Raw genomic sequence first — 15,685 nt, 5'->3', positions numbered from 1 at the left:
TTACAGCGTTCTGCTAGCTCTCATAATTGCTGCTAGTCGTCACCGCCGCGCCAGTCGTTTAGGCAGCCAGACGAGGCAGCGCACTGGGCGCCGGGTTGCATCCTCATGTCCCAACTGGAGACCCTGCTGAACTCTCTTCCCTGAGAAGCTTAAGTTTGCTCGCTGACCACCAACGAAGGGCGTTGCAAGCAGACTCTTCATAGGAACAGGATAGTGCAAGCCCACCGCGCAGCTACTGTACTAGTAGCCAAGGCTACGCAGTGCCAGGCTGGTTTAGTTGTTATCGGCGCGCGTAGATGCACTAGCTTCACGTTCTTTTTGATGGGCAGCATGGCCGAGCGGGCTCTATGCTCAACTCTGCGCTATGGGGTAGCGGTGAATGCTTGATCTGCGTACTGCGTCCATTCACCAGGTGCTTTTCTTCTACCGTTTTCCCGTATTTCCCTTCTCACTCCTTACAACCTCAGTTTAATGGCTTCCTTCCGTCAAAAATTTCTGAAGCTGCTCTACCCGCTTATCATGCGCTTGTCTAAGTCGGGCAGCCGAGGCAAGGTGCTGGAAAACAAACAGGCAAAATCGCCTTCCCTCTCCTTTCATCAGCTTGAAAGCCAACTCAACACGGGCAAGGACTTGCCCTTCGAGACGCTGAAAGGCAAGCAGGTGTTGCTGGTCAACACCGCGTCCAACTGCGGCTACACCAATCAATATGCCGAGTTGCAGCAGCTGTCGGAGAAGTTTGCTGGCCAGTTGGTTGTGCTCGGCTTTCCAGCCAACGACTTCAGAGAGCAAGAGCAAGATGACGACCACACCATCCAGGAGTTCTGCCAAGTTAACTTTGGGGTGTCCTTTCCGCTAATGAAAAAAAGCGTGGTAGTTGAAAACGGCGACCAGCACCCGGTGTACCGCTGGCTCACTGACGCCCGGTTGAACGGGTGGAATCAGCAGGCGCCCGAATGGAACTTCGCCAAATACCTTATCAGTGAAGATGGCCGCCTAACCCACTATTTCGGGCCCGCCGTTTCCCCACTCAGCGACGCCGTAACCAAGCACCTGAAGACCAACTAAGTCCGCACGGGCACGGCCTTGCCAAGCACCTTGGCGAACTTCCCCACCCGACGGGTTTGGCTTGACTCTCCTCTTTTGTCGGCCGTTAGCTGTTCTTTGCAAAGCGCGCTGTGGAAATTAACTTCTCGCTAAATTCTACGGCGCGCTTCTATTTCTCTTCCACTACCTGCACTCCCCAAGGGGCCAGTTGCAATGGCTGGTTGGGCGTAACGGGAACATTAGAAAGCAATTCTTTGCCTACCCCATGCGGGTATTGCAACGAAATCAACTCTGCGGAATAGTTGAAGTAGAAGTGCACTTTCTTTTGCCGCCGGTTGACGCCGGATTTGGTAATGAGGGGAAAATGCAGCTGTTGGTCGGAGCCCCACAAACCGGCCTTCTTTACGGCCTCCACCACTATTTTCTCGACCACTTCTTTGCTGGTGAGGCAGCCTATGTAGGTCGCCAGCCCTTTGCCGTAGGTATTCTCGGTGATGGCCGCATACTTACCCCACACAGGATGGTCGTAGGTCGCTAGCACCTTGGCCGTGGTTGGCGTGAGCAGTTCCATCCAGGTGCTAACCTGGTTGTTGGCCGCCCCCACCTGGTACGGGTCGCCTTTCAGGGACACCTTCACCGGGAGCGTAAACTGGCTGTAGGAAACGCCGCAGGCTTCCGTAATGATACCCGGCTGCCGGGTGGAACGCACCTTTACATTTTCGTCGGAGAAACCGCTTTTGTAGGTGTACACGACGTGGCCGCCGTTTTTCACAAACCGGTTCAGGCGCTCTAACAGGCTGGTTGGGGCGGCGTAGAGGGCCGGCACTATCAGTAGTTTATAGCTTTCCAGATTGGTGCTGGAAGGGTCCACAAAGTCGCAGCCCACATTCTGGCGGTAAAGGGCATCGTAGAAAGGCCGCAGCACGTCGTTGTAATTCCCCTGGGTGCCCCAGCCGAATCCAAACCATTTGAAAGCCGTCAGGGCTTCGTTGCTGAAGAGAATGGCGACTTTATTGGTTTTCTGCAAGCCCACAAGCTGCGGACTCAGCCGCCGAAAATCTTGCCCGATGGTTTTGGCTTCCTCGTACGTTGGGTTGGGCTCGAAGTCATGGCTGAGCAGGCCCTTCCAATAGGTTTCGGCCGAGTTGTGAATGGAATGCCAATGCCAGTATTCCAGCAGGTTAGCGCCCGATGCTACGTGGCTAAAGGCCTGCAACCGCAACTGTCCCGGATAGGGTACCCACTGGGGGAAGCCCTGCGCTTCGGTTTCCAGAACCAAGTAGTTCTGCCCGTTTTTCATGGAACGCGTTACGTCACCCCCAAAGGAAATTTCGGTGCCCGTAAGCTGATCCTGGCTGGGATGATAGATGTCGATGCCGGCAATATCGAGGGCCTTCGCGGCGGCAAAGTGGTCTACCTCAGGCTGAATGCCGTAGGAGTAGCCCCGCCATTCCAAGTCGAAGTTCTGGGTAACGAACTGTCCGGGCTGCTTGTACTCGCGCACCAGGCTCGCCTGCCAAGCCAGGTAGTCTGTTACGAGCTGGCGCTGGAACTTGGAAAACTCACTGCCCAAGCTGGCGTTGATTGTGCCCGTGGTGGAAGGGAAATCTTCCCAGGTATTGATGCGGTTGCTCCAATAATCGAGGCCGTAGGCTTTGTTAATGACCTCGAGCGAAGGATACTTTTTCTGCATGTACGCCACAAAAAGCTTCTGCACGCCCGGCCCCGTGGTGTTGTAGGCTTTGGTTTCGTTGTCAACTTGGTAACCGATGATGGCCGGGTGATTCTTCACGTGCTTGAGTAATGCCCGAATCACCAGCTCGGCGTGGCGGCGGAAATCCGGGTTGCTGATGTCCATGTTTTGGCGCGGGCCATACTGGTTTTGCCCGGCTGGGGTAACTGCCAGCACCGCCGGGTATTTGCGCACCAGCCAAGTCGGCACCGCGTAGGTGGGCGTGCCGATAATCACCTGAATACCCGTTTTGTGCATGGCATCTAGTACCCGGTCGATGTGCGAGAAATCGAACACTCCCTCTTGCGGCTCCATGGTGCTCCAAGTGGATTCGGCGATGCGCACGACGTTGATGCCGGCCGCCTTCATCATGGACACGTCCTTGTCGAGACGTTCGTAGGGCATGTACTCGTCGTAGTAGGCCACCCCGAAGAGCAGCTTCTGCTGTGGGAGTACTTGGGCCTGAGCCCCGAGCCCAACAGGCCAGCAGCTCAGCAACAGGCAAAACAGCAGTAGTTTGTTCATTTGCGGCAGGCCATTATTTCAGCAGTAAAGTATTGAAAGAATGCGCTTTCAGCACGGGCGCCACGGTTTGCTGGCCTACGGTAAGGCGCACGGTCCGGTCTTGGCTGCTATCGTTGTGAGCCACGACCACCACGCTCTTATTGGGGTTTTCAAAGGCCAGTAGGTTGGTGAAAACTCCGCTCGTGGCCAAGCGCCGGGCGCCGGGCTGCACGTAGTGGCTTACGTGCTTGAGCAAGTAGTATTCGTAGTTGTACTGGTAGGTTTTGGCGGCCTGATCTACCGTCACCAGCGAATTCTGGCTCCAGCCCCAGCGGCTCACCCCGCCTTTTTGCAGGGAGATATTCCAGTAGAGGTAGGCGTTGGCCCCGTTGCTGAGGTAGTGCTTCATCAGCGTCCAGGCGTACTCGCAGTATTTCCAGTCGTTCTTGCCGTCGCCACATTCCTGCTCGGACTGGTAGAGTTTCAGGTTGGGGTAGCGCTGATGAATGCCCGCAATAGCACCCTTGCCCGCCCACTGAAACCCGACGCCTTTGATAAAGGGGCTACTGCGCGCATCGCGCAACACCGTGTCAACCAGGGCCTGGTTGGGCCGCTCCATAGTTCCAAAAAATACCTCGACGTTGCGCTGCTGCATCTGCGGTCCCAGGTAGCCAACAAAGCGGGCCAGTCCCGTAGCCGTCCAGGGGCAGCTTGGGAACACCTGAGCCGAGTTGAACTCGTTTTGCGGCATCACCATGCCAATGGGAATGCCCCGCTGCTGATACGCTTCAATGAATTTCGTGAAATACAGAGCGTACGCCGCGAAGTACTTATCCTCCTGAATAAAGAGGTTAGCCCCTTCCTTGCCCGCCTGTTCGGGTTTCAGGCCGTTGTCGGCCAGGGTCGGCATCATCTGCCGGTATTCGGGCTTCACCTCGGCCGCGGCGTAGTGGTGATTCAATTTCATCCAAGTGGGCGGACTCCAGGGTGAGGCCCACAGCGTGAGGGCAGGATTGTAGCGCCGGGCATTTTCAATGAAAGGAATCAGCGTCTGCTCGTCCTGAGCAACGCTGAAATCCTTGAGAGCAAAGTCGCCGGGTGTTTCATCATAGGAGTACCAGTCGCGCGAGAAGTCGTTGGCTCCCACTGGCATCCGGCAAATCGTGAAGTTGGCTCCGACCCCAGGGGCAAATAGCTCGCGCATAATTTTCTCCCGGTCAACCGGCGCGAGCCCGCTCAGCGACGTCCAACCCAGTTCGTTGAAGCAGGCCCCAAATCCATCAATGGTTTGCAACGGCTGCGCGAGGTTGACTATGGCATCGGCCGGGCCAGTGGCTGCACCAAGCCTGGGCTGCTTAACCCAGGAAGCCGTGGCCGTGGTGGCCACCCACTCCACTCGGGTTTGTGCCAAGGCCGTTGCGCCGCTGAGTAGCATAGCCAATCCAACTAACAAGACACGGTGCAGCCGCGGGCGGTAAACCCCAGGGGGGCGGACGGGAATGGCAGGACAGGGCATAGAGGCGAAGTGGGACTGCGGAAGATACAAGTAGCTGGGATTACCTCGGGGCATTGCGGTAGAAAAAGTGTCAGTGCTGACCCGCCGAAAGACACATACAAACCGGAGCCACCAAGGGAGCAACCCACTTCCCCACCCCCAGGACCGCTAATAGCCGCCCAATGCGGGGCCAGTACTAGACAGCGGTACGGAAGAGAAAACTATATCGTCGGGTAGGAGCCGCTGCTGGTCGAGTGTTATACCGCCATGGTCTATTGGGCTGAACGCTTTGCCCGGCGCAATGCAGTTTTACCCGGCAAGGAAATTATAGATTTCCGAACTCAAGAGTAAATCCTTGATCTTCTGCAAGAAACCTATTCTCTCTTACTTATTCAACCACAAAGTGAAGGAGCCCTGCTACTGCTTCTAGCTGCCCGCTTCACGCCGAGCATTCCTTCTTGGCATGGGTAAGGGTCACCCTGTTTTTCCGCTGAGGCCACATGGCAGCCAGCCTTTTCCATTTCCAGCCTTATGCTCCACCTTTACCTCATTACCTCATGAACAAATTAGTAGTAGTTGTGCCACTGGTGCTGCTGGCCTCCGCCTATGAAAAGGCCCTCGACCTGTTCTCTCCCCCTGCTTCGGCCCCCTACGCCGTGGCTCGCTCAGTAGCGTTTACCGGCCGTCCTCAAGCAGCGAGTCAGACGGTAGCTGCTGGCGTGCGAGGCACTACGTCCACGGCCACCGTGGCCGATGTGGTGACCGCCGCCAACGCCTTCCTGGCCACGCTCACGACGGCGCAGCAGACCTCGGTGGTGCTGACGCGCAGTCAGACCACGGCCATCCGCTGGTCGAATCTGCCGTGCGGGGCGAACTGTCGCAACGGTATTCAACTCAGCACCCTGAATGCCACCCAACTAGCCGCCGCCCTGGCCGTGGTGCAAGCCGCGACGGGCTCGACCACCAACGAAGGCTACAGCGAAGCGCTCCAGATTCGGGAGGCCGAAAATGCCTTGGGGGGCATGTACTCGCCTGGTTTGTATTTCCTCGCCTTCCTGGGTACTCCCAGCACTACGGGCACCTGGCAGCTTCAGTTTGGGGGCCACCACTTGGCCCTGAACACCACCTACAAAAATGGGGCGGTAGCCGGTGCTACGCCCCTGTTCGAAGGCGTGGAACCGCTCTCGTTTACGGTGGGCAGCACCGGCACCATTCCTGCCGGCACGTACGCGCCCCTGAGCAGCGAGAAGAATGCCATGGCGGCTCTGCTGGAATCCCTGACAACCGCCCAACTGGCGCAGGCCCGCCTCACTCAAACCTTCAGCGACGTGCTGTTGGGCCCCAATGGCAATGGCAACTTCCCGGCCACGAAGGTCGGCTTGCCGGTGAGTTCGCTCACCACGGCGCAACAGGACCTGGTGGTGGCAGCGATGGCCCCTTGGGTGCAGGATGCCGACGACGTAACGGCCGCGGCCCTGCTGGCTACCTATCGGAGCCAGTTGGCGACCACCTATATCGCATATTCCGGTAACGCCACGCTGACCAACAATGCCGATTATGTGCGCCTTGACGGGCGCGACGTGTGGATCGAGTTTGTGTGCCAGACGGGCGTCGTGTTTCCGTCCCAGATCCACTACCACAGCATCTGGCGCGACCATGCCCGCGACTACGGCAGCGATTATTACACCACCGTCGCTTCAACCAAAGCGGCGGCTACCGCCATCTTCTCAGTGTACCCTAATCCTATCCTTGACGGCAATGCGCTCCACGTCAAGTTGACCAAAGCCGCCACGAATGCCACGTACACGTTGCGCAATGCTATGGGGCAGGCCCTAACAACCAATTCGTTTACAGGCAGCGTGGTAGATGTACCGACTACCGGGTTGGCCGCAGGCACCTACGTGCTGAGCCTGGAAGTGGAAGGCATGGCCCCCGTCACTCACCGCTTTTTAGTGAAATAACTAGCTAGGCTGTCTGCTACTACAGGCAGGGCTAAGCGTGACTCTTGACGTAAACTTGTGAGGTAAACGAAGAGCGCCAGAAATGAAAAAGAACTCACGAATTCGACTTGTGTGTTTGCCGGCGTTCGGAGTTGGTGTAAGATGCACATCCTTGAAAAGAGGTTAATAGCTCTGCAACTGAATAGATATGTTGCACTTACTTTTAGGTTGAGCTAGCAGGATTCCGTATCAAAAAACACCAACCAAGGCCTGGATAATAAGTTAATTATTGCAAAGCTGAGTGCTGTAGACAATCGGCCTGGAAAAGCAATTTGGCTACCACCGGTGGCCTACTTGCCTCGTTAGATGTTGTTAGATATTCAAGGCTGTAACCTAGTGCTGCTGTTTAGCAAGCACTAGGTTACAGCCTTGCCCAAAAGCCGGAATGGCGCAACTGAGTAGCGGCCTTGCAGAGAGGTAGCAACCCCTTTTCTGCCCTTGTTGCCATTTCTCTCTGGGTGCCCTAGCGGGGTGTAATTCGGGTACACCAACCAAGATGAGGCAGCTTCATGGCTGCTGGTGTAGCCAGCGACGCGCTGCCGCCTCACTACTAAATGGCTGGAACGGCAAGTGCAAGCTCTTTGCTTGCACTTGCACGGGCACATTCGAGAGGCGGGCAAATACGTCGGTTGGCAGTACGCAGGCTACGTGGCGAAAACCACCGGACCGGGTTAAGTGCGGCAGCCAGTTTTCTACCAGCCAGGCTTTGGCTGCTTCCGTAAAAATGCCCGCCAACTGCTCATTCATGAGCAGCTTAGTGCAGCCAGTTTGTTGCTGGGCAGTTCGCACCTGCTGAAAAACTAGTTGCGCGCCCGCTTCCTCACGGAGCCCGGCGTGCCAGTACACGCAGATGAGGTGGTCGGCTTCCTGCACGATGCGCGCCAGTGAGTTCTCGAAGAGAAGAAGCGACGAAATTGCTGGTTGAGCAGCCATAACAAACCCTAATTGAATGAGTGTTGAAGGAAGTAGGGGTAGTTCATCTTGTTCGGCATTTCTTTGGGATTTGCTTCTCATAGCACCATCAATGGAAGCTACCGTTTCCGCTAAGGTGCTGCCTTGCCTACTCGTCCGGATGCGACTGGCCGCCTGACTTCCATTGACACGCTGATGGATAGTCTGCTTTTGCCCCTCTGCCCAGTGGCGCCTGCTCGGCGGGCCAAAGCGTAGCATCAACCTTCAAGTAGTACCCAATAGGGCACTTGTAAAGCCCGTCTGTGTGTTTTGTCCTCCTCCCCTCATGAGTGAGTGGTCCTGACAGCGGCCCTTGCTGTCGATAGACAAGGTGCGGCGGCTCCGGCTGCTATCATCGCCACCCGCTTGACAGAAGTGCTGCACTTCTTTACTGAAAGATGCCCTTACAATATTCGGGTCATATACAAGCGGAAGGAAAGAGGATGAGTGGCATTGCCACTGCCTCCTACCACCACCTGGTCGGGGAGGTCCAGGTTCGACGAGGCCAGCAATAACCCGTCGTTGGTGATTTGGTGCTTCAGCACGGCCGTGCAATAGGCCGTTAAATCAAAGGCGTAGCTTCCTTGGTCGAGGTTGGTGCGGGTGGACGCGCTACGACTATAGTCGGTGGTAATCGGGATGCCGCTTAAATCGGACAGTACTCCATGGCTGCGGTTTCCCTTGTCCGACACTTGCACCGTGAGGCTAGCGGGCGGCGGAAAAAACTGGTTTTCGGCAGCCCTCACCACTTCCAGAGTTATCGAAGCCGAATTGATGACCCGGGTGCCGCCGAGTTCATTTAAAGCAAGCAAATAAGGAATCTCCACTTTCAGTTGCAGCCCCAGCCCACCCTGGATATAGGCCTCGGCCACGGTGCGGGCACTCGGTAGCGCCTGACGCGTCGCCACGAGGCTGCTCAGAGCCGTACCCGTGCGGGAGGCGTGCAGTTGATAGAAATGCAGGCCGCCGCTGGCCACCGAGAAAGCGTAGGACAGGACCATATTGGGGGCGCTGGGTTCGTGATAGTAAAGCACCAGGGCCGTCGCCGCGTTAGTTGCATCGAAACGTAGCATTGCCGCGTTGTCGGTGGCCTCGGGCGTGAGCACCAAACCGGGCAAGCGGGCCGCTAACTGTTCATCGGTAGTGAGGTGCCTACCTGCACCCGCCGTCAGCAATTCCTGGCCCAATGCATCGGAGAGCCGCACCCGCACCGTGTCGAGGTTAGGACGAGCCCGGAAACGACGGGTGCCTAACGGGGTAGCATCGTAGCTCAGAGAATTGAAGGCGTAGTAGGTAGTGCCCGGCCGCAGAGCCGTCTGCAAGCGGTGCACCTGTACCTGCTGCGTACGGGTGGTGTCGCCGTACCGGTACGTATCGGGCTTTAGCACCAGGACCAGCGAGTCGTACACGACGGTTGAGGCCGGCTCAAACGCGGCTTCCGCCAAGCCCAGTCGCGCGTAGCTGCGCGCGGTCATGGTCCCGAGGCGCGCGTCGGTGTAGCGCCCCAGCAACAAGTAGTTGCTGGTTGAGGTCGGCACCGAATCAACCAGCACGGTGGACGTGCGGACCGTAAGCGTATCGAGGTAGATTGTGCCGGTGGCCGTATCAAAGGGCGGCAACTCCGCCCCGATATCGGTGGCGTCTTCGCAGGCCGTTAGAACCCCAGCCAGCAGGCAAGCCATACCCCAGCCAGCAAACCCGCGGCGGGCAACTAGAAACCGGTTACTCATTTTCCGCCGTGGGATCTAACGCCCAAAAATCATCCAACCGGATGGTGCCCGACGTGCCTGACCCGATATACCCCTGCTCGCCGAGGCCAAAGCCGACGGCTTGCGAACGAGCCACTCCCTCGCAGACTGTTTTCTGAAGCCAGCTATTGGTTGTGGGGTTGTAGGCCCAGCAAGTGGTTAGGTTGCCGCTGTTGGAACCAACTGCTACGTAGCCCAGGCCGTTGACGACGAAGGCCACGCCATTTACGCGCGCGACGCCGCTATAATCGTACGCCGCGTCTTCATTATTGATTAAGCTATTGCGCTCAGACCACTGCTCGGTAATAGGATCATAAGCCCAGATATCGGTCAGGGTTACCCCGTTGTCGGAGCCGGTGAGCAGATAGCCAGTACCGTCAATAGTGAACCCAACGGCCCCCAGGCGCTTGTTGCCGCCGAAGCTGGGCTTCTGGGTCCAGACATCGGTGGTGGGGTCGTACTGCCAGAAGTCTTTTTTGGCGTTGCCATCGTAGCCGGTGCCGATGTAGCCTTTGCCTGCTATTTCCAAGCCCACGGCGCCGTAGCGGGCCGAGCCGGCAAAGTCGGCTTTGCGAATCCAGGTATTGGTCGCGGGGTCGTATTCCCAGAAGTCTTTCAGCGCGTCAACCCCGTTGTAGCCGGTGCCCACGTACCCTTTGCCGTTCACCGAGAAAGCCACTGCCTGGTAGCGGCCTACCCCCGGAAAATCAGCGACCTGTCGCCACGTATTGATGGCGGGGTCGTACTGCCAGAAGTCCTTGAACTTATCAACGCCATTGGTACCCAGGCCCACATAAGCCTTATCGCCAATGGTGAAGCTAACGGCCGCGCTCCGGGCGAGGCATTCATACTGGGAGCGTTGCGTCCAGTTGCCGATAATAGTGGCCGTGGAATCGTCCTCGGTTTTGTCTCAGGCAGTTAAACTCAGCATGGCCAACCACAGCCACACCAGAAATCGGGGGTGATGCATAAAGAAAAAGTAGGTTGATAAGCAAAACTGCGCCTCGGAGCTACGCCCCGTTAGCTTCTATTTTTTGTTGCTCAAACCTACCCTTGCCTCAACGCCGCTCGAAGCAACATCTACCAATCAGCGGAGTGAATAGACCAACGGCGGGTTTTATTGATTTGGCCATTGGTCTGTCAAGGAAATCAAGGAAGCCATTTAGTTGGGGCGGCAGCCCAGGACAAGCGCTTCAACACCTTCGGGGACTACTCCACCCACAAAGGCAGTGCTCAAATGCCGCCTACTCATTCAAGCCCCGGCCACTAAGAATTTGCGGCCTGAATTTTTCAATCCTGGACTCGCGGGTTTTGGGCTGCTTGGGCGCCGAGAAATACAGCAGGTAGGCTCTTTTCCGGCCGGGCGTCAACGCGGCAAAAGCGGTTTTTAGTGCCGAGTCTTCCGCCACTTTACTTGCAAATTCTGCTGGGATCAGGAATTCCTCCTCGTTCTTGAACGCTACTTGCAGGCCCTTTTTTTCCACCTCCGTTGCTTCCTGTAGGTACGCTTTTATGACGGCTTCCCGCGCCACTACTTCCTCCACGGTGGTGAACCGAAGCTGGCGTGCCGCCTGCGTATTCGCCGTCTGTTGGACCAGAAGGCCCTGAGCATCCCGCAGCAACGCGCCCTTGAAAAACAAAATCGCGCAGTAGTCTTTGAATACGTGCAGCAACACAATATTGCGCTGTTGAAACGTGTAGCACGGCACGCCCCACTTCAGCTCTTCGCTCAGGCCACAATCGAGCACGAACGTTCTTAATTGCTCCAATGCTTCCACCCACTTTTTAGCTTTAGCAAAATAAAAATCAACTTTCGGATTCATGCTGGGTATCAGTTGAGATGCTTTTCTTTCGCGTGCTGAAACAGCCCGAAAACAACAGGTCAAGTCGTGTGGCCTATTTACCGCTGGGTTGACAGGGCCAGCGCAGGGACCAGCCGGCGGCTGGCAGGGCGTAACTGCCAGGAAGCCACCGTCAGGCAGACAAAGAGGAACGAGGGCAGTGCCCCGCCGAGGCCGTCGCCGCTGGCCAAGTGCGAGATGGTGGCACTGATCAACAAGAAAAAGAAGCCCGCGTAGGCCCATTCCTTGGCCAGCCGCCAGCCCGGCAATAGAATCACCAGTACCCCGGCTAGCTTCCACGCGCCCACAATCGACAGCACATAGAGCGGGTAGCCCAGGTGCCGCATTCCCTCCACGTTGAACGGGGCACGCAGCAACTGGGCAGTGCCGCCGGCCAGCATACCAAAGGCTAGCAGGCTCGTGACCACCCAGAACCAGACGGGACGCGGACGTGGAGTTTCCATAGGAGTAGCGGGTTGCTGAAGTTTTTATCAAAGCTAGCCGCCAGTCCTATCCGGTTGTTTAACAAATGATAAAAAGCTACTGCCCGGCCCGGATGCGGCTCAGCGACACCTGCGTAATGCCCAGGTAAGCCGCCAAATCACCCAGACTGATGCGCTGCACCAGATGGGCTTTCTGCTGCACAAACAGGTGGTAGCGCGTCGTGGCGTTTTCCTCCAGCATCTCGCTGATGCGCTTCATCATGCCGATGGAAGCAAACGCAAGCAGTTGCTTGAACAGCGTTTCGACTGCGTGGTGCTGGCGGCAAAGGCGCTCAATGTCGGGCCGCCCAATACTGTGGACTATGGTCGGCTCCAGGGCCAGCAACTGGTACTTGGAGGGGGCGCTGGTTAGGTAGCTGTTGATTTCCGTGAACAAGATGTTCTCCCGGAAGAAAGTCATAATGAACTCCTTGTCTTCTTTGTAGAACGACGACTTAACCAGCCCGCGCTCGATAAAGTGATAGTGCTGGCTCGTTTGCCCGGCCCGCAGCAGGCAGGAGCCTTTAGGAATTTCCTGGCGCACGAAGGCGCGCAGTAGCTCGTCGCGGACGGGCGAGTCGAGTTTTACTACTCGGTCGGTGTAAGCCAATACAGGATGCATGGCGGCAAAGTTGGCAGAATAACCGGCAAGTACAGGCAGAGGGATAGTGTGGGGTGGCAACCTTCGGTTGCGGGTGTTTGCGCCGCTTATTGCTACTGGCAGAGCTGATTAATCTTGCTGTTTAGCACACGAGCGGTGATTTGCGTAGAGCGGCTTTCGCTGGCTAGGCACAAGGCTTCGGCGTGAAAAGCCGACTCATATCTGCGTCGCTGGGTTGGAGCGGGAATGGATGACTATTGGGCAAGAAAAGTAAGGGCCTGATTCCGTTCTACTTGCCTGCTTGCCCCAAGCACCTCAATTGTCACCCTATGCCTTCCTCCGTATTCACCCTGATTTATACACTGCTGTAAATACTTAATGTTGAAGCTCGTATCAGACAACTATCAATTTATTGCATGATGATAGAACCGATATCTTCACTGGTCTGCCTTTACTTGCTGCGCCACCTGCTTTATCGTGCGCTGGCGATAGTAAGCGAATCTTGCCGTCATTATGGCTAAGCAAATACTGATAAGGAAGGTTAAGTTGGCGTAATGCCCCTTGATATAGTGGCGAGGAACAGCAGACACGCACAGAAAGCCCCATGCCCACCACACGGGTACGGGCAAAAGCAATGGCAGTAGAAAGGGCGCTTGGTAGGCGGGATGCCGCCGCCGTAAGAATACGCAAACCAAGAGCCCGATGCTACAGGGCAACACGAATCCGAGAACCAGGATACTCAACCACCTAGCTTGGATGAAGCGCCAAACCCTATCGAAGTACCCTTCACCATATTGCTGGGCAATTTCAACTGGTCCTCCCAAGCTATTGCTAACGAATGGACCTTCAGAGTGCACGTACAACACGCTAAACAACCACACAAATAACAAGCTGATCGTCAACGCTTTCATCACATCCCTAGCTAAAGCTTTGCACTATCACTTCAGATGAATATACAGAAAACCCTACGTATAATGCTGTCTAATAGTGTATAATTTACAAGGCAGGGCGCCTAACGAAGCACCTTCTATGGGTTTGGCGTTTTGTGAGGTCCGGTTAGCAAACACCAAACGAAAAAGACAATCAACCAGCACGTTAAGATCGAGCAGGCACCACCCACCCCGTCTAGGGCGAAAAAGGTACAAGGGCATATCGTTGCAGGAAAAGGAAGCCTCCTTCACCTGCTCGCCTGTCCCAGAAGTATAAAGCCCGAAAAGTAGCCGGATACCTACAGCGGCAGCCGAGCCAACAAGTCCCTGTCTAACGCGCTAATCCGGTGGATTTACTCTCTTTGCTTGAGAGCCTTAATCCGGCTTCAAAGGGTTCACCACCGGGCCTCCCCCCACCGTTTTGGCGACTTTCAGGGGTGCCCCGTTGAGAGTGACATTCTTGAATTTCACGTCCGGATACTTGTTGGGAAAGGCCGCCGTTTCCGCCGTGGCCGCCACGTTTTTGAAGGTGATGTTCGACACCTTATCGGTTGGGTTGCCATTCAGCACCGCAAACTGCTTGCACTGCACCTTGACGTCGGAAATGGTGATGTTGCGGATGGTGCCAAAGGGCTTTTCCGTGCTGCCTGCCATGTTGAAAAACTGCGTCCAGGGCGAGAGCGTGACCAGGGTGCCGCAACGGCCGGTCACATTTTCGATGGTAATGTTCTCGTAAAGCTGGTACGTATCAGGCCGCATCTTGAAGAGCAACAGCGGCCGGTCGTTGTCCACCTTGCAGTTGCGCACCGTGATGCGGTTGGCGTGGATGCATTCGCTGCCGCAGGTTATGGCCGCGTGTACTTCGCCGAAGGTGCAATTCTCCACCAAAACGTCTTCTATCGGACCGTTCTCCGGGAGCTTATGGGCATTGGGACCTTTGCCGCCCTTCATAACGATGCCATCATCGTTGACGGAGATGTAGCAATTGCGAATGGTTACCTTCTTGCACACGTCGATATCCACGGCATCGGTGCTCGGGGCCTTCACGGGCCGGAAAGGCGAGCGAATATCGCAGCCCTCGATCAGCACGTTATTGCACTGGTACAAGTGCGTGGTCCAGAAGCCGGCGTTGTGCAGCTTCACTTTCTCGATGGTCACGTTGTTGCAGCCCCAGATAAAGAGCAGCCGGGGCCGGTGAACTTCCAGATTGGTGGACGATTTGCCGACTTTCTGCATGGAGTCGCGGTGCGCCCAGAAGCTTTTCCAGAACCGCAGCCCGTTGCCGTCGATGGTGCCCGGGCCCGTCACCCGGAAGTTGTTTACCTGGTAGGCATTAACGAGCGCCGCGTAATAATCCAGATTCTGACCTTCCATCCGCGACGGAATCAGCGGGTAGTTGGCAATGTTGTCGGAACCTTTGAGCTTAGCGCCTTCCTGCAAGCGCAGCTGCGTGTTGGGCTTGAAAAACAACGCCCCGCTCAGAAACACTCCTTTGGGAACGACCACCGTGCCGCCTCCCTCGGCATGGGCTTGGTCGATGGTGCGCTGAATGGCTTGCGTACTGAGTTGGGTGCTATCGGTGCCCGCCCCGAAGTTGGTAATAACGTAGTCTTTGGGAGCGACTTTCTGGGGGGGAGTTTGAGTTGGGAAAGGCAGAGAGAAAGCAGCTAGCCCAAGAGGGAGCAGCGCAAGAAGAATTTTCATAGGGCGGAAGAAAGGATGCATGGCGCAAAGAAGCAGGACCACCACGTACATACCGTTCTGTAGTTACCTGTTAGCGGTACTTAATCATTCGTAGTTCAGAACTTAAAACGGCTTGCTGGGCGCAGTGGCGGCGGGAGCGGCAGACGGATTCCTGCACTGCGCCGCTTGGCTAACAGTAAAATAAGCTGATTTAGTCTTCGCTTTTTCCCGAATCCCTAATGTCCCACCCCCTGACTAACTGGTACGGTAATGTGCCCCGCGCCCCCGCCCGGGTGCGCCTGTTCTTGCCAGACTGTCTTAAAAGTAGACCTGCTAACTCCTCCGTTCCGCTGAAGCTGTTCTTCGGCACGACACAGGCAACGACACAACGCGAAAAACAACGAAGCTCCTGTTGCTTATTCTCTCCTAGTTTGCGACTTTAAAGCCTCTGTTCCTTAAACAAAATCTTTTCATGGAAAAGTTTAATCTAAAAAGGAGGGTTCTGACAATGGGTATCAGCCTACTAGGACTAGTAGGTTTCGTAGTTTCTCCCGCAAATGGCCAGACGCCCGTATTAACATTAGACTTAACCAAACCAGGGCCCGCGGTAAGCCCCCTGCTCTACGGTTTAATGACCGAGGAAATCAATCATTCCTACGATGGCGGATTGTATGC

11 protein-coding genes are annotated in these 15,685 nt (G+C 56.0%); 2 read left to right on the top strand and 9 right to left on the bottom strand.

Annotation, left to right across the window (positions count from 1 at the left end):
- Positions 1-471: 471 nt before the first annotated feature.
- The gene (locus ACFE7X_RS06780) at positions 472-1,065 is read left to right on the top strand and encodes a glutathione peroxidase (protein ID WP_375434913.1); all 594 of its coding nucleotides are present in this window, start codon (positions 472-474) and stop codon (positions 1,063-1,065) included.
- Positions 1,066-1,213: 148 nt separating this feature from the next.
- Here the strand turns inward: ACFE7X_RS06780 and ACFE7X_RS06775 are convergent, their stop codons facing one another.
- Both ACFE7X_RS06775 and ACFE7X_RS06770 read right to left on the bottom strand, forming a co-directional pair.
- Positions 1,214-3,301, bottom strand: a complete 2,088-nt coding sequence (locus ACFE7X_RS06775) for a beta-galactosidase (RefSeq protein WP_375434912.1) — start codon at positions 3,299-3,301, stop codon at positions 1,214-1,216.
- A gap of 13 nt (positions 3,302-3,314) precedes the next feature.
- Positions 3,315-4,796, bottom strand: coding sequence for a glycoside hydrolase family 30 beta sandwich domain-containing protein (locus tag ACFE7X_RS06770; RefSeq protein ID WP_375434911.1), 1,482 nt, complete (start codon positions 4,794-4,796; stop codon positions 3,315-3,317).
- Positions 4,797-5,332: 536 nt separating this feature from the next.
- Between ACFE7X_RS06770 and ACFE7X_RS06765 the strand changes: the two genes are divergently transcribed.
- The gene (locus ACFE7X_RS06765; protein WP_375434910.1) at positions 5,333-6,736 is read left to right on the top strand and encodes a DUF3500 domain-containing protein; all 1,404 of its coding nucleotides are present in this window, start codon (positions 5,333-5,335) and stop codon (positions 6,734-6,736) included.
- A gap of 546 nt (positions 6,737-7,282) precedes the next feature.
- Here the strand turns inward: ACFE7X_RS06765 and ACFE7X_RS06760 are convergent.
- The 7 genes from ACFE7X_RS06760 to ACFE7X_RS06730 all read right to left on the bottom strand — a co-directional run bounded on the left by ACFE7X_RS06760 (position 7,283) and on the right by ACFE7X_RS06730 (position 15,031).
- Positions 7,283-7,708 carry a hypothetical protein gene (locus ACFE7X_RS06760; protein WP_375434909.1) on the bottom strand — a complete coding sequence of 142 codons (426 nt, stop codon included), beginning with the start codon at positions 7,706-7,708 and terminating at the stop codon, positions 7,283-7,285.
- A 422-nt stretch (positions 7,709-8,130) separates the two neighbouring features.
- Positions 8,131-9,456 (bottom strand): DUF4270 family protein, encoded by a 1,326-nt coding sequence (locus tag ACFE7X_RS06755; protein ID WP_375434908.1) that lies wholly within the window; start codon positions 9,454-9,456, stop codon positions 8,131-8,133.
- The gene (locus ACFE7X_RS06750) at positions 9,449-10,267 is read right to left on the bottom strand and encodes a Kelch repeat-containing protein (protein WP_375434907.1); all 819 of its coding nucleotides are present in this window, start codon (positions 10,265-10,267) and stop codon (positions 9,449-9,451) included. Before ACFE7X_RS06750 ends, ACFE7X_RS06755 begins: the two co-directional genes overlap by 8 nt.
- A gap of 451 nt (positions 10,268-10,718) precedes the next feature.
- Positions 10,719-11,297, bottom strand: a complete 579-nt coding sequence (locus ACFE7X_RS06745) for a YdeI family protein (RefSeq protein ID WP_375434906.1) — start codon at positions 11,295-11,297, stop codon at positions 10,719-10,721.
- 77 nt (positions 11,298-11,374) lie between these two features.
- Complete coding sequence (locus ACFE7X_RS06740) at positions 11,375-11,779, bottom strand: DoxX family protein (RefSeq protein WP_375434905.1); 405 nt, start codon at positions 11,777-11,779, stop codon at positions 11,375-11,377.
- A 76-nt stretch (positions 11,780-11,855) separates the two neighbouring features.
- Complete coding sequence (locus ACFE7X_RS06735; protein ID WP_375434904.1) at positions 11,856-12,419, bottom strand: Crp/Fnr family transcriptional regulator; 564 nt, start codon at positions 12,417-12,419, stop codon at positions 11,856-11,858.
- Between the two features lie 1,283 nt (positions 12,420-13,702).
- Positions 13,703-15,031 carry a glycoside hydrolase family 28 protein gene (locus tag ACFE7X_RS06730; RefSeq protein WP_375434903.1) on the bottom strand — a complete coding sequence of 443 codons (1,329 nt, stop codon included), beginning with the start codon at positions 15,029-15,031 and terminating at the stop codon, positions 13,703-13,705.
- Positions 15,032-15,685: the final 654 nt, after the last annotated feature.

The organism is uncultured Hymenobacter sp. (assembly GCF_964242765.1).
Lineage (GTDB): Bacteria > Bacteroidota > Bacteroidia > Cytophagales > Hymenobacteraceae > Hymenobacter.
This window is presented reverse-complemented; position numbering and strand designations above follow the sequence as displayed.

Bases quoted from the DNA above. Each gene is read 5' to 3' on its own strand.
- ACFE7X_RS06775 (WP_375434912.1), bottom strand. From the start codon at position 3,301: ATGAACAAACTACTGCTGTTTTGCCTGTTGCTGAGCTGCTGGCCTGTT.
- ACFE7X_RS06745 (WP_375434906.1), bottom strand. From the start codon at position 11,297: ATGAATCCGAAAGTTGATTTTTATTTTGCTAAAGCTAAAAAGTGGGTG.
- ACFE7X_RS06770 (WP_375434911.1), bottom strand. From the start codon at position 4,796: ATGCCCTGTCCTGCCATTCCCGTCCGCCCCCCTGGGGTTTACCGCCCG.
- ACFE7X_RS06730 (WP_375434903.1), bottom strand. From the start codon at position 15,031: ATGAAAATTCTTCTTGCGCTGCTCCCTCTTGGGCTAGCTGCTTTCTCT.
- ACFE7X_RS06735 (WP_375434904.1), bottom strand. From the start codon at position 12,419: ATGCATCCTGTATTGGCTTACACCGACCGAGTAGTAAAACTCGACTCG.
- ACFE7X_RS06740 (WP_375434905.1), bottom strand. From the start codon at position 11,779: ATGGAAACTCCACGTCCGCGTCCCGTCTGGTTCTGGGTGGTCACGAGC.
- ACFE7X_RS06755 (WP_375434908.1), bottom strand. From the start codon at position 9,456: ATGAGTAACCGGTTTCTAGTTGCCCGCCGCGGGTTTGCTGGCTGGGGT.
- ACFE7X_RS06780 (WP_375434913.1), top strand. From the start codon at position 472: ATGGCTTCCTTCCGTCAAAAATTTCTGAAGCTGCTCTACCCGCTTATC.
- ACFE7X_RS06760 (WP_375434909.1), bottom strand. From the start codon at position 7,708: ATGGCTGCTCAACCAGCAATTTCGTCGCTTCTTCTCTTCGAGAACTCA.
- ACFE7X_RS06765 (WP_375434910.1), top strand. From the start codon at position 5,333: ATGAACAAATTAGTAGTAGTTGTGCCACTGGTGCTGCTGGCCTCCGCC.